17 protein-coding genes are annotated in these 14,549 nt (G+C 30.0%); 3 read left to right on the forward strand and 14 right to left on the reverse strand.

Going from position 1 to position 14,549, the window contains the following annotated elements; genetic code table 11:
* Positions 1-121: 121 nt before the first annotated feature.
* Positions 122-304, reverse strand: coding sequence for a hypothetical protein (locus tag B2W91_RS14285; RefSeq protein ID WP_291582143.1), 183 nt, complete (start codon positions 302-304; stop codon positions 122-124).
* Positions 305-352: 48 nt separating this feature from the next.
* Here B2W91_RS14285 and B2W91_RS14290 point away from each other — a divergent pair, with 48 nt between their 5' ends.
* Positions 353-586 carry a helix-turn-helix domain-containing protein gene (locus tag B2W91_RS14290; protein WP_414633128.1) on the forward strand — a complete coding sequence of 78 codons (234 nt, stop codon included), beginning with the start codon at positions 353-355 and terminating at the stop codon, positions 584-586.
* A 251-nt stretch (positions 587-837) separates the two neighbouring features.
* Here B2W91_RS14290 and B2W91_RS14295 read toward each other — a convergent pair whose 3' ends face one another.
* The 10 genes from B2W91_RS14295 to B2W91_RS14340 all read right to left on the reverse strand — a co-directional run bounded on the left by B2W91_RS14295 (position 838) and on the right by B2W91_RS14340 (position 9,398).
* Positions 838-1,098: a hypothetical protein gene (locus B2W91_RS14295; RefSeq protein ID WP_291582148.1), complete on the reverse strand. Its 261-nt coding sequence runs from the start codon at positions 1,096-1,098 to the stop codon at positions 838-840.
* Between the two features lie 75 nt (positions 1,099-1,173).
* Positions 1,174-2,802: a HEAT repeat domain-containing protein gene (locus B2W91_RS14300; protein WP_291582150.1), complete on the reverse strand. Its 1,629-nt coding sequence runs from the start codon at positions 2,800-2,802 to the stop codon at positions 1,174-1,176.
* Positions 2,803-2,833: 31 nt separating this feature from the next.
* Entirely contained in the window at positions 2,834-3,148 is a 315-nt protein-coding gene (locus B2W91_RS14305) for a hypothetical protein (protein WP_291582152.1), read from the reverse strand.
* Positions 3,149-3,443: 295 nt separating this feature from the next.
* Positions 3,444-3,731 carry a hypothetical protein gene (locus tag B2W91_RS14310; protein WP_291582154.1) on the reverse strand — a complete coding sequence of 96 codons (288 nt, stop codon included), beginning with the start codon at positions 3,729-3,731 and terminating at the stop codon, positions 3,444-3,446.
* 61 nt (positions 3,732-3,792) lie between these two features.
* Complete coding sequence (locus B2W91_RS14315) at positions 3,793-4,266, reverse strand: macro domain-containing protein (protein WP_291582157.1); 474 nt, start codon at positions 4,264-4,266, stop codon at positions 3,793-3,795.
* Positions 4,267-4,307: 41 nt separating this feature from the next.
* The gene (locus B2W91_RS14320) at positions 4,308-5,183 is read right to left on the reverse strand and encodes an NADAR family protein (protein WP_291582158.1); all 876 of its coding nucleotides are present in this window, start codon (positions 5,181-5,183) and stop codon (positions 4,308-4,310) included.
* Between the two features lie 233 nt (positions 5,184-5,416).
* Positions 5,417-5,731 carry a hypothetical protein gene (locus B2W91_RS14325; RefSeq protein ID WP_291582160.1) on the reverse strand — a complete coding sequence of 105 codons (315 nt, stop codon included), beginning with the start codon at positions 5,729-5,731 and terminating at the stop codon, positions 5,417-5,419.
* Positions 5,732-5,760: 29 nt separating this feature from the next.
* Complete coding sequence (locus tag B2W91_RS14330; RefSeq protein ID WP_291582162.1) at positions 5,761-6,378, reverse strand: DUF1963 domain-containing protein; 618 nt, start codon at positions 6,376-6,378, stop codon at positions 5,761-5,763.
* A gap of 245 nt (positions 6,379-6,623) precedes the next feature.
* Positions 6,624-7,046 carry a transposase gene (locus B2W91_RS20940; RefSeq protein ID WP_349680810.1) on the reverse strand — a complete coding sequence of 141 codons (423 nt, stop codon included), beginning with the start codon at positions 7,044-7,046 and terminating at the stop codon, positions 6,624-6,626.
* A 1,659-nt stretch (positions 7,047-8,705) separates the two neighbouring features.
* Entirely contained in the window at positions 8,706-9,398 is a 693-nt protein-coding gene (locus tag B2W91_RS14340) for a hypothetical protein (protein WP_291582163.1), read from the reverse strand.
* 642 nt (positions 9,399-10,040) lie between these two features.
* Between B2W91_RS14340 and B2W91_RS14345 the strand changes: the two genes are divergently transcribed.
* Entirely contained in the window at positions 10,041-10,883 is an 843-nt protein-coding gene (locus B2W91_RS14345; protein ID WP_291582165.1) for a UPF0489 family protein, read from the forward strand.
* Between the two features lie 165 nt (positions 10,884-11,048).
* Here the strand turns inward: B2W91_RS14345 and B2W91_RS14350 are convergent, their stop codons facing one another.
* Positions 11,049-11,216 (reverse strand): hypothetical protein, encoded by a 168-nt coding sequence (locus B2W91_RS14350; RefSeq protein WP_291582168.1) that lies wholly within the window; start codon positions 11,214-11,216, stop codon positions 11,049-11,051.
* A gap of 344 nt (positions 11,217-11,560) precedes the next feature.
* Between B2W91_RS14350 and B2W91_RS14355 the strand changes: the two genes are divergently transcribed.
* Complete coding sequence (locus B2W91_RS14355) at positions 11,561-11,941, forward strand: metal-dependent transcriptional regulator (protein WP_291582170.1); 381 nt, start codon at positions 11,561-11,563, stop codon at positions 11,939-11,941.
* Positions 11,942-11,995: 54 nt separating this feature from the next.
* Here the strand turns inward: B2W91_RS14355 and B2W91_RS14360 are convergent, their stop codons facing one another.
* Both B2W91_RS14360 and B2W91_RS14365 read right to left on the reverse strand, forming a co-directional pair.
* Positions 11,996-13,720: an ABC transporter ATP-binding protein gene (locus tag B2W91_RS14360; RefSeq protein ID WP_291582172.1), complete on the reverse strand. Its 1,725-nt coding sequence runs from the start codon at positions 13,718-13,720 to the stop codon at positions 11,996-11,998.
* The gene (locus tag B2W91_RS14365; RefSeq protein WP_291582174.1) at positions 13,717-14,547 is read right to left on the reverse strand and encodes an ABC transporter ATP-binding protein; all 831 of its coding nucleotides are present in this window, start codon (positions 14,545-14,547) and stop codon (positions 13,717-13,719) included. The genes B2W91_RS14360 and B2W91_RS14365 overlap by 4 nt, the downstream gene beginning before the upstream one ends.
* Between the last annotated feature and the right edge of the window lie 2 nt (positions 14,548-14,549).

Below are 14,549 nucleotides of genomic sequence, written 5' to 3' on the forward strand. Positions count from 1 at the left end.
AATGCTGGTTGTCGGGTATCATTGGGCCAGTCCCTCCACCGCTCTAGATAAGCTGTATTTAGTTATTGGACTTATTATATTATCCATAATAATAATTGTCAACACTTTTTTAAATAAAATTTTATTCCAATTCTTTTACATTCCACTTAACAAATAGTATAAGTCCTAAATTAATTATTGCTGTCATTAATAAGATTATTCCTATTGGTATTTGCATATCTATTGCTTGTCCAAATAGTAATTGTTCTGGTATAACACTTATAGTTGGTACTGCTATTGAAAAGACTGATACACTCCTCAGCATATCCCCTAGTATTTCTTTTTGTATAAATGTTAAATTGATCATGATATAATAAACAAATCATTCAAATACGAAGGAGGCTTTTTAGCAAAATATCATATGTGTATTAGCCGATATACTAATTCCATTAAAATCACAATGGCAGAAAATCTATTAACTTCAACAGAATTAAGTATTGATGAAATATCTAAAATGATTGGATATAATTATAGTGAAAACTTCATAAAAATATTTAAAAAGTTTCACGGAAAAACACCACTGGCTTTTAGGAAAATGAAGGGTTAAACTGAAATTCTAAAACTTATAAAAACCTCCACATATAATAATGTGGAGGTTTTTATTGGTGGAGGCAAAGCGTAGTTGGTGAAACCCACCATCATATAACTTTTCTTTAAAAATATTTTACCCTCTATATATTTTAATCTATCTTTACTTACTAAACATATGTATCATGCTATCCACAGCATCAACATCAAAGGATGCTGCTTTATCGTGTCTAAGATCAAAACATATATATACCCTTTGTTTCGCTATTTTTAAACGTTTTTTAAGCTTATCCCAATAAAACCTGTCAATCTCAACGACATTTCATCTTTACTAAAGTGAGCCTTCCTCCATTCCTCTGCATCTGATTTAGACTTGAATAATAATATTCCATTCGTTTTATCAAAACTTGCCATAGCTCCAGTGTTTACATTACATTTAAAAGTCATAATTGCATAAAATGCCTCAGCAACTGTATTCTTCGTTTGTAAACTTGAGTGGAATTCATAATAATTTTGTTGTTTAATCTCCAAAACATTACTATTTTATACGCTAATACTCTTTGCCTATATTTATCTATTCGCTCATTACCTCTCTTCACTGCTATTCTACTTACTAAAATCCCTTATGCAAAATTCAATAAAATCTCTGTCACTATCTTTAATTGACTTCCCGAAGCACTCTAAAGCTTCTCTTAGCTCCTTTATCTGAATATTACTAGGAGTTGTAAAGGATTGATTATATTTCAGCTTCCAACTTTCAAGTGCTCTTTGTCCAAGTATTGAAATTTCTTCATTTTTATCTGAACATAGTTCTATGATATACCTTATAGCATTCCATTTACTTAATGAACATAAAAGAATACCAGAATTAATTTTCACATGGTCATATGTTGCTTTTTTAAAAATTCTATATATAGCATTAGTATCATTAATGTTAATCTCTTTGTATAAAACCTTCTTTGCTGTCTTAGATATACCAGATCTCTCATTATTCAAAAGTAAAAGTATCTTTTCTTTATTTCCTTGGATATCTAGCCGTGCTAATGCAGTAATAGAAGCCTTAACTATTTTAACAATATCTGAATCCATAAATTTTATTATAAATTTTGAGTCATCTATATTGCCCGTCTCTCCAAGTCCACAAATACTAGAATATAATTTCTCATTTTTCTGTATTTCATCACGGTATATAGCTGTAAAATCATATTTTTTATTCTTTGAGAGCAAATATCGTGATAGCTCTCGAACTGACTGATTGTTATCAAACAAACTTTTTTCTAGTACATTTATGGCTTCTTTAGGTAAAAAATGATATAGTAATTCAAGACCAATAATTCTGATTTTAGCACACTTATCATGAAGCAGCAGCTGTGAAATATCAATAAATTCATCCTGTGTTATTTCATCTCTTATATTCCTAAGTACAAATAGCCTATTGTAGGGATTAGTATCTTTTACTAAATAGTTTATAATACTTCTATTGTCTAGCACTTTTCTTTCAAGGATTATTTTATAACAAGCTAGCCTCACCTTTGAATCAGCTGATTGAAGTCCACTTATGAGTCTTTGAGAACCTTCAGGGCTAGATATTATTGAAACAATTTTATCTATAATGTCAATATGTTCATCCCTTGAGCATTCTCTTAATCTCAATACTAAAGGTAGATTATTTACAAAATCCATAACATATTCTAAAGTTACATATCTCAGTAGTTGTTCTTTTGAAGTATTTCTAACTTGTCTTACCCAGTCATTAAGTCTAATTAAGATGTACGATATTTCATGTCCTGTTTTCATATTTGAAAGAGCAAGTATTGCCTTCTCTCTAAAATACCCGTTTGGGTGAAAACTACTTAACCCTAATATTGCAACCTTCTCTTCTTGTGACATTGCTGGATGAAGCAGCTCATTAGGATTTTTATTTTCCCAATCATAATGCCAGTCATATGAAGTCCTTTCCCTGAACACTTTGTCCACCTTAACTAACTGGTTAGAACTTAACGCCCCAGCAACATGATTAAGAACTTCTGCAGCTTGTAGCTTTATTTTTTCATCGCTGCTAAGTAATAGTTGAAACGTGTCTGGAATATCTGATAAATTAACATTATCACTTAGTAATTCATTAAATATTTTATCCTGCATTTTCTTAGGTCGCTGCAAATTTATTGAATTATCTACCTTTATCGCTTTTGCTTTACTACTGTTGACTATTATATCTATAATTTTTTTGATCATGTTATCATCACTTTCTTTTACCCCTTCTTAACTATTCAAATTCGTTATAGTCTGGTATCATACACCTATCAATCCAATCATCTAAATCCTTATATAGCTTAGTTCTAGGATATACCCCACTTTCTTCCTTACCTGAAAATGTTAGGTGTACTACTGCAAACTTAAATTCTATATCGTTAATCTCAAATAAAAAATCATCACAGTCATAGCGTCTTCCTATTACTGATATTTTCTTATTATATAGTACGTGTTTCTTTCCTAATTCCTTATATAGTTCCTGCTCAAATGGGATTCCTTCAGTACATAAGGAATCCCATGGTTCTAGCCATTTAATGTTTCTGTACAAATTAATCATCCCATTTCAATTAAGTTCAATATTTTTTATATTAAATAACATCTATACTATATTTATAAGTCAAAGATATCCACCTTTTTAAGAATAAATTGATATATCTCAAGATATATCAATTTAGAATTATTAGAGACAATATATTCAACTTATCTTCTTACTCAGTTTGAGTATGAGGGCAAAACTCAACTATCCCATAATGTAATCCAAATTCGATAATCAATCCACAATTAGGACACAGTGAGGACAATATATTTTTATGTTATTAATTTCTGTATTATCTTTGTCAACGCTATGAATAGTAACCACCCTTTTCAGGATAAATACCATTCTCCTTATAGTACCTATGTATTGCAGTAAATACCCTTATTGCTAAATATCTTGATTCACTTTCACCACTGCAAGGTACTATTACTCTAGCAACTTCGCTCATTGGTGTATCTCCAGAAAGTTCTCCATTTATTATGCTTACTACATTTACCTCTACAATTCCATCTAATTCTTGTAAACATTGTCCATATCGATATTTAGCTAGAATACCATTCACCTCAATTAGTTTAAAATCTATACACCAACCCATTATGAAAATCTCCTCTTATCAAACTAATTATACTAGCTTGTTTTACCCACCTTAATAAAACTTAGCCTATATCATAAACATACACATCTACATTCCTCGAACATATATTTTTATTTATTAATTTCTCAATTTCTTCCCACTTACCTCCTGCTAATCCACATCCGATCCTAGGCATATGAACAGTGGCGTCTAATTCTAATGCTTTTTCACCAACTTTTTCTAAGCATTTATCAACTGCCTCATATCTAATAGGAGGGCCTGATTTACCTCTTCTTATACCTCTTTGTCCTATCATATTAGCAACATATATATCCTCAAAAACTTGGCTAAATTGAACTTCTCCAAGTTCAAAATTAGTACCATCTTTATACCACTTTTTATATTCCCTTTCAGGCTCACTCCACCTCTTAGAAACAGCTAGTACAAATCCTTTGCCCCATGCACCAATATCATTGCAAATATGGGCAATTATTTTATTACCTGGTATCGTCGGATTTGTCGCATCTCCTTTTAAATAACTAATCTGCTTGCTCATTATTTTGTGCCTCCTATATTTAAATTGTACAAGTGATTATATTAGTCAAACATCTCATGTAGCTTTATCAAATTCAGCTTATCATAGTTTTGACAAATCCTAATTAGTTCATCTCTAACTTCCATTAATGCAAATCCTAATAGGTTTGCTCCATTCCATAACAGAGGATTTTCTATATTCTCATCATCAGCAGACATTCCAATTCCCCAAATCTTATCATAAGGACTAGCTTCTACTAATACCCTATCATTGGTCCCTATTAAAAACTGTCTTAAATCTTTATTTTGAATGAACTTAGCATAATTACCGTTAAGGATAATGGAGTATCTATTTTCAATCCATATGTCTTCATCAAAATTTTTTACCTGTCTTCCTAAATCCTTTATTTGCTTTGGATGATTACTTTTCATTATCTTTTCCAAAGTTTCATTATCTTCAAAAAGCCTTGCTTTTTCCGCCATCATGTACTGTTCCATACAGTAGTAGGTATCCGTATCAATTGTAAAAGTTGATTTCCACCATTGGCTCAAGCAAGTTTTTGTAATGCTTCCATTTTTTGAAGGCTGATGGCCCCAAAAGAATAAGTATTTTATCTTTTTCCCTCTTTGAAAATCATTTTGTACACTTTTAAGTGAATATCTCATTTCTCCATTCGTATTCCCCAAAATGGTATTTTGATTATAGGTATCTCCATCTGTATATTCTTCTTTGTACCAACCAAGCCAGCCCTTAGGTTCTGGAAACATCTGCTGAAATTGTTTCTGCTCTTCAATAATAAGACCAGAGTACCAATCAGCAAAATCCATTACATAACTCTCTCCATACCCCATTCTCCAACCAATGCTATATCTACTAATCTGCGGATACATCAACCAAGGTGGTGCCATTGGATTGTTAATGTTATAATTAATTTTCATATAACTCTCCCCTTATATTTATCTAAATCTATGCTTCGTCAATTAATCTTACTAAAATCACCAGCATATTCTCTTTAAATATTATCAATTCGAAATAGGTAAATATCATCATATCCTAATGATACATTTAATATTGTATTCTCTTGAACTAATCTAATAAAATTATTCGGTATCTTTATCTTAAATTATGCTCCCTTTTAAATAGTACTTTGTAGTTATTGTCTTTCAAATAACTATCGTCTGTAAATGGTTAATATCTTTTCATCGTTGCACAAATTAATTAAATGCCTTAAATTGCTATCTATTAGTGGTATATATTTATCTAAATTATTTATAAGGTTATCCCATCCTTGCATCATATCTCTTACCTCAAAGTATTCTCCATTCTCATAATCAAAAATCAAGGCTACTGAAGTAGAATTAATTAAATTTACTTTTTCTAAATGGACTGCATAAATCTCATCCCACCTAATAAACATTTCCTGATTACCACCATATAATAATTCTAATCTATCATTAAATAAGAGTATCTTACTTTTTCTTATCACTATTCTAACACCTCTAATTTATGTAACTGCTAAGACTGCTGATAATTTGTAGCAGCTATGCTGCATTCTTCGCAGATAAAAGCATAGTACATGCCTTCGCCATATTTCCCAATATCAGCCCAATCAATTTGTCCTATAAATTTCATATGCTTTGAGCATTTTGGACACTTAGGATATTCTGCATCTTGTATCCAGGTGGGATGCCCTCCGATTTGTGAAAATGTAGTTTCTAAAAATTGACTTGCTGCATGATAACAGTTTCTCTTTACCCTTGACATGCGTATTGGTCCTTTAGGAGTTATAATCTCCTCATCCGTTGCATTACATAAATATTGCGGTTTAATATTTAATTTACTCCAATGTACAGCTCCATTAGTATCAATATCAGTATATATAGTTCCATAGCAGGTACATACATGGCAAGTTGCTATGTTTAATCTCATACCATTTAGATTCATAAACTCAAATAAGGAATTCGTTAGATCGAAACTAAATAGATTTACTAAATCTCCTCCACACCATTCACACTTTTTATCTTGTGTCTGTAAAAATAATATGGGTTCATCTTCAGTAGGTTTTTTCTTTTCAATGGTATAACAATCTGCATAAAACAAATCTCTTCGCTCTGGTTCTAAAAATGTATACAAATGTACTCAAATTAGATGATTCGCACTTATTCTATCTTATGATAGTTTTAAGCCTTGGATGTACCAGTTCATAAAGCTCGTTATAACTAGCTAATTTCTAGTTATAACTCACTAAATTATCCTACAACCGTATTTTAAAATTTTATAATTTAAGGATTTATTTAACCCCTAGTTTTTCTAGTAAAATATATGCTTCATTTCTGAGGTACATATATTTGTGATTAAATCACCTTTTACATATCTGATTAGCTTACTTTTACTCTTTTTTCTAAAATATCTTTAACTTTTTTATAGTTTGTATATAAAGTAATATCCTTATCATATTTTCTATTTAATATATTTTTACTTGCATTAATATCAGCGTGAACCTTATTACATTTAGGACAAACAAACATATCACCATCTCTTTTACCAAAACTTCCACAAACACCACATACTTTACTTGTATAGGCTGGATTTATATAAGTATATTTAATACTATAAAAATCACATTTATACTCTAACCTTTTTCTTATATAACCTTTAATCCATCTTGATAATTTACATTTTACACTTTTAGGATATCTGTCATTCCAATTAACAAAATCTAGNNATCTAATTGTTCCATAACTATTTCTTTTGGCTCTTCTTCTTTTATTAATTGATTCAATGAATAATTTATATAAGATTTCATTGTTTGATCATGTTTCTGTTTATTATGATTATATTTTACTTTGCCTAAATTATTTTCTTTTATAATATTAGCTTTCTTAATATTATCTTGCTTAATATATTGATTATACAATGCCCAAAATCTATTTCTTTGAGCATTAACTTTATTTAATCTTTCAGTTTCTTTACTAAGATAATTATTAAGATTTTCTCCATAAAAATTTTCACTTGATACTGCAAATAAATATCTATAACCTTTATCTATTCCTATAATATTAGTATTTTTATTCTTTCTAGTTTTTATTTTTAAAGGACAATTTATAACTATTCTATTATCTATAATTTTAACTATCATTGTTCTATCATACTTATTGTTGTCAGTTAATTCTATAGACAGTCTTTTACCTTTCTTTGTAGAAGTTATATTAATACAATTATTTTTGTAAGAATATAATCCAGTATCTATAGAAAATGTTTTTCCTATTTTAGAATATGGTATATGTCCTTTATATTTTCTAGTATATCTTCTAATAAGATTATTTAGATATTTAAAATTTAAGTTTTTGTCTTTAAATATCTTAGGAATATCAAATTTTTCATTGGTTAATACTTTATGATAATAACTATTAAATTTAACAATATAATTTATATAATGTTTATCTTCATCTGATAAATTCTCATTAACCTTAACCTGATCTTTAATTTTATTCTTTATATTAGACCATTGAGATTTAATATTTCCCATAGCTTCGGTTAATGCTAATTTCCAATAACGAGCAGGTAATTTCCATTGTTTTGCAAACTCTGATTTTACCCATTCATTTCTTATTTGTCTTTCCTTATTTAATAATAGGATACTATTAATTCCGCTATATCTTGAATAAACATAATTCTTTACATTCTTATATTGGCTAGCTATAGATGTCAATTCATTTAACATTTCTGTATCTAATCTATAAGAATATTGTTTAACATTTTTAATAATAGTTCCCATTATCTTTCACCTCATTTTTTTCTAGCATCTTCTATAACTTATTTATATATTAGTGTTCCCACATTATTAACACTTATTATTTATAGCGCTATATTGATAAGGTAAATAAAATGACTATTAGCAATTACGTCTATAATTTAATAGTTAAAGATTTAGAAAAATAATTAATTCTTTAAGGTTTACTTTTAAAGTATAAATATTTATAAAATTTTAAAATACGGTTGTTTAATTATCTAATTGACATTTGTATATATTTTTAGAGTGTTCAATATGGTTCGTTACTCCATACCAGTTCTCTTATGAACTTCTTATACTTTCATATAAGCACAGACTATATCACAATCCTAATTAATTAGGGTTCTCCCCATTTCCCCACACTTGCAGGTACGAGATTCCTCTCTAGTCGTTGAGCCTTCCCCTATTCGGGGCTTGGTTGCTGATTACCCATTACTTTAGCACTTAGGATTTAACCTTATACTATCCTAGTTATTTTTTCTACTTTCGTAACATTCACGTCTAGGTTTATTTCATCCTTACGTTTTAGTTAACTAGGCTTTAGGGACTTCCAGCAATTAAAGGAGTTTTGGATGATTTAAAATCATCGCTCTACACTCTTTACGAATGTAGGGAGCTTTTGTTTTAAAAATATACTTTTATCTATATTTGAGTATATTTTTAACAACTAATTAGTTGCTCCATCTTCTGTTAACTCCCATCCAGCTTCTAAAGAATATTCTTCTGGTGGAACATAAAGTTTATTTCTCCATTTAGGAGTATTCTTCTTCCATTCATGAAATAAATGTACAACTCTTTCATCACCAATCCAAGCTAAAGCACTTAACATATGATTTAAGCTTAAGGTATCTGAGCCTTTACTAACTTGTTCTATCAAATAATCTCTAACATCAACTGGAGCATCTTTAAATATTACTTCAGGATAACACTCATTCTTCTTTATTAATGCTTGTAGACATTCTTCAATTTCCGTATTTGTATAACATACAATTTCCAATAATATATCCTGAGCCCTCTCTATATCTTCACTTTCAATTAGCTTTATCACATAATCCTTCATTCTTTCTATATCTTCTTTAGAAAGAGCAACATACATTTCTTCGATACTTTTTTCATATTTCACATAACTTTCTAATGGATTATATTTCTTAGGTGTATGCATTATTTTTAAGATTTCAACAGGGTCAGTTATACCATCATATAAGTTGATATCTTTCCTGTTTTTCTTGATATACTCTTCATACTCTTTTCTTTTTATTTCTTGATAGCACGGCATACAATATCCACCGGTTCTATCAGCTGTTGTTTGCAAAATAGTTGCCTTACAACCTTCACTTCTACAAGGTATACGCTCACTCAAAATTATCCCTCTCTTTCTGTGCTATAACTTAAGTTTAAGAAATTAATAACTTAAAATATTAGCTTTTAAAATTAAATTTTTTAAAGTTTTATTTCTTATACCCTTTTTTAAAGATATATTTTATTGTTACTTGATTTTTGAATAATAGCTGTAATAATATTCTGAATTTCTAACTTCTAAAAAGTTATCTACATTTTTATGAAATTAGTTTTGCAATCCACTAATTAGAATTAGTTAATACTACTCTAACACTACAAATTCTCTTGCAGTTAACAAAATTATGTTTTATCCAGCTTTTACTTCGTTACTTTCTGTATCTAAAGCACTATCTGTATAAGTCAAATGTTATTTTTTATTTTGTAATTTCTATATGAATATTTTACCACAACCCATTTCTACATTCTTGGTAAAATACAACTATCTCACCGTATTGCTTCTAAGTGAGGTTTTTCATTAAAGCTGGTTTTATAATAATTCTAATGAATAATATATTAAGATTAAAAACTAATTAAAACTAGCCGTGATGATAAGAACTTTTTCACAACATAATCATCTCCTAAACAACACTTTTCCTTTTATTAAAGATATGATATGTTATATAATGTCGAAACTTGTAGAGTGTTTTTAAAGGAGTGATTATTGTTGAAAACAGATAAAGTAACTGAAAAAGTAGTAAGAGGAAAGAAAATTTATATTGTAGAAAATCATCACGAAGTTATAATTCCATGGTCAGAATATGCCTCTAATAATGAAACTGCACCAGTATTATTAACTTTTGACCACCATATGGATACCCGTAGTGCATTTTACAGGCATTCTTGTAAGGTTGCTGGTCTAGAATGGAGACCTGTAAGAGATCGACTTATAGCAAATGCATGTATAAATGAGTCAATTACAATTGCATCATCATTAGACAAGCTTTCCAATGATGAGCATATAGATTTTGCATTACAAACAGGGATGATATCAGACGCAGTAGTATTTAGCCTACTGAGTGCAGGTATTTGCAGAGATTATGCCAATAATAAAATATACTATATAGATCCTTGCTGCACTAGTAAATGTAAAAAGAGTTCACATGGCGATGAGTGCCAAATTGATGTATACGATAAGGTAATAGAAGGAGAGGAACTATTGTTTAAATTAAATCAGATAAATAATTTTATACCTGGTTTTTTTATCTCGAATAGAATAAACAAGAAATTTATTTTAGATATTGATTTGGATTGTTTTCATACTAAAAAAGCTATCAATGCCGTGGACATGTCTGTTTTTAACTATTTAGTAAATAATGCAGAAATAATTACTATAGCAACGGAAGGATATTATGTTGAGTTAGAAAAAAAGGATAATGATATAAATGAGAATTATCTTTTAGAAAAATTATTAGTACATATAGAAAATGCTATAGAAAGAACGGAAGATAATAAAAGATTTAAATTCTCTAGATACAATAACACAAAAGAACTTACTACAGTATCTTGAAGAAGTCATTGTATTGGAGTCTATTGCTACTAAAATCACAAGTGAGGTCAAGGAAAATAGATTTTCAAATTGAAAAGTCTACCCTCACTGTGAAAGCGAACTAACATAATCCTAATCATTCTTCAGCCTTTAATTCAACTATTTTTGACTTTAATAACCTGCACTTTACTTCAATATTCTCATCAAGTTTAATCTGGTCAAGCTTAACACTTCTTCCTCTTTTCTTTTTATTTCCTGATAGCATGGCATACAATAACCACCGGTTCTATCCGCTGTTGTTTGCAAAATATTTGTCTTACATCCCTCACTTCTACAAGGTATACGCTCACCCAAAATTATTCCTCTCTTTCTGTGCTATAACTAAATTTTAGGATGATTACTTTTATTCTCAAAAGCTGTTTGCATTAATACAAAAGCAAATCCCAATTTACTCTTATTCTATCATCTTCTTATGAATCAAACTTCGTATCAGAACCCTTTACTATTGGAAGTAATTTTTCTTCATAAATTTTTATTGTTTACAATACTTCATATTGGAAATATTATAATACAACTTCTTGGCTTCCTACAAATGTATCTATTCTTGGAACTCCATTTAAAGTATGTTATTATTATTAAAAGACTTTTCATTAATATATAGTAAATAAAATTAATTTTAAAAATCACAGGAGATTTATATGGAAAAACTTACTTTTGTAATGGAAAATTATTTAGAAGCTATCTATGAGTTATCAGAAGAAGGCAAAGGGGTTAAAATGACTCGTATAGCAGAAAAGCTTGGAGTAACTAAAGCCAGCACTAATAGTGCTATGGTAACTTTAGCTGAAAAAGGACTTGTAACCAATGAAAGGTACAAGGAAATATTTTTAACTCCTTTAGGCTTAGAAATAGCTAGATTTACATCTAAAAAACATCACATTATTAAAGATTTCTTTATAAAAATTCTAAATATTGATAGTTCTATTGCAGATGAAGATGCTTGTGCTATAGAACACGTTATTAGTTCAGATTCTGTTTACGCTATGCAAAAATTTCTTTTGGAACATGAAAATAAATAAAAAACAACGACTCAAAATTGCTTTTGCGATTTTAAGTCGTTAATTTTTTTATCTTTAAGATACCTGACTTCTATAGAGCATAGCATAAGCTCCTCCATAACGAATCAACTCATCATGGGTTCCCGTTTCTTTAACTCCTGTTCCTTCTAGAACTACAATTTTATCTGCATTACGAATAGTTGATAATCTATGGGCAATTACTATAGTTGTTCGATCTTTTGAAATTTCATCTAATGCAGCTTGGATTTCTTTCTCTGTTTTTGTATCAAGAGCTGATGTAGCTTCATCTAAAATAAGAATAGGTGAATTTCTAAGGATTGCTCTAGCTATGGAAATCCTCTGTTTTTGCCCTCCAGAAAGACGTACTCCACGCTCTCCTATTATGGTATCATAACCATCTTCTAAATTTTCAATGAAACCATGAGCATTGGCTGTCTTTGAAGCCTCAAGAACCTGCTCCCTAGTAGCTTCTTTCCATCCATAAACAATGTTTTCATAAATTGTTCCGTTAAATAAAAAGGTATCTTGCAAAACCATGCTTATATTATCCCTAAGACTCTTTAAAGTTACATCTTTAATATCTATTCCATCAATTAAAATGCTTCCATTTTGAGGATCATAAAAGCGATTTAAAAGACTGGCTATTGTGGTTTTCCCAACTCCAGTTGCCCCAACAAAAGCTACAGTTTCTCCTGGATTTATTTTTAAATTTATATTTTGCAGAATATTTATTTCATCATTGTAGGAGAAAGAAACTTCCTTAAACTCAACTTCTCCTTTAACCTTAGGCATTTTCTTTGCATTAACTTTCTCTTTAACATCTGGAACTTCATCCATAACCTCAAAGACGCGTCTACACCCTGCAAGTGCGTTACCCGACATTTCCATAAGTCTTGAAAAACTCTTTATAGGTCCATAAAACATACCAAGATACATAGAAAATCCTACAATATCTCCAATGTTAATTTCTCCTCTTGAAACCATAAATCCACCAAATATTATAACTATAACAGAGCCTAGAGCAGTGAAAAATGCAAGAAGCGGAAAAGTGGTTTCAAAAAAGAAGCTTGCCTTTAAGTATGCTTTACTATGCTTTATAGAAAGATTCTTAATCCTTTTTTCTTCTCTTTCCTGCTGATTGAATATCTGTATTTCTTTAATTCCAGAAAAATTATCTTGAACAGTACCAGAAAGTTCTCCCCTAACCATAGAATTTTGTTTCCATATAGGAGAAAGATGTTTACTCTGCCAAAGGGTAATCATAATAAGAAAAGGGATAGTAACAAGACTTAAAAAAGCCAGCTTTACATTAATTGAAAATAATAATATCCCAACCCCTACGAAAGTCAATATATTAACCACAAGATCAGGAATTACGTGAGCTAAAAGAATCTCTACCTCCATAACGTCATTAATAACTCTGCTAGTTAAATCTCCTGTACGGCTTTTATTAAAATACTTAAGCCCCATATGTTGAAGCCTAGAGTAAAGTTCTGTTCTCATATCTGCAACATAATGCAAAGCTGCATGATGGTTTAAATATCCTGAAACAGAGCTTCCAGCTGATTGAAGCACAGTTGCAACTAAAAGCATCAATCCTATTCGTAAAGATTGAGCTCCAAAATCACCGCTTCCTTCTGTTGCTATACTTGTAAGTTCTCTTAGGGCCCATGGATTATAAAATCCTGCTATAGTAGAAATAATAACGGCTATTAATGCTAATATTAAATAAATCCAATATTTTCTGGCTCCCATAAAAATACGTAAGGTAGTTTTCATATGCCTACTGCCTCCTTTTCCTTCGACTCTACATCCTCATTTTCATCTACAATATCATAGGTAATACATACTGGACGATTACTCTTAGGTTCAATAACAACATCAGCATTGATATTAAAAGTTTTTCTAAGAACTTTTGGAGTCATAACTTCCTCAGGAGTCCCATGTTTTATGATAGCGCCTCTTTGAATAGCAATAATATAATCAGAAAATCTTGCAGCAAGATTTAAATCATGAAGTACCATAACAATGGTACACTTTTGATTACGGTTAAGCTCATATAAAAGCTTTAAAATCTCTAATTGGTGAGCAAGATCAAGATAAGTGGTAGGTTCATCTAATAAAATTAAATCAGTTTGCTGTGCTAGAGCCATAGCAATCCAAACCCTCTGTCTTTGCCCTCCTGATAAAGCATCAACTTCTCTTCTCTCAAACTCACTTAACTTAGTTGCATCTAAAGCCCATTTAACAATTCTTTTATCTTCCTCTGTAAGATTTCCAAAACCTTTTTGATGAGGGAAACGTCCATATGCAACTAACTCACCTACAGTAAGTCCACTTGGTGCAGTAGGAGTTTGAGGAAGTATGGCCATCTTTTTGGCTATTTCTTTTGTAGGCAATTTACTTATATCTTGCCCACTTAAATGTACTACACCTTTCTTAGGCTTCAATATACGTCCAACCGCTTTCAAAATAGTTGATTTACCACAGCCATTTGCTCCTATAATAGAAGTTATCTTTCCCTTTGGTATCTGCATATTTAATTCCTTTACAATGAGAGCATCATCATAAGCTATATATAAATTTTTAGTTTCAATACTTTTCATAC

The sequence above is a fragment of the Clostridium sp. UBA6640 genome, assembly GCF_002455975.1.
GTDB lineage: Bacteria > Bacillota > Clostridia > Clostridiales > Clostridiaceae > Clostridium_J.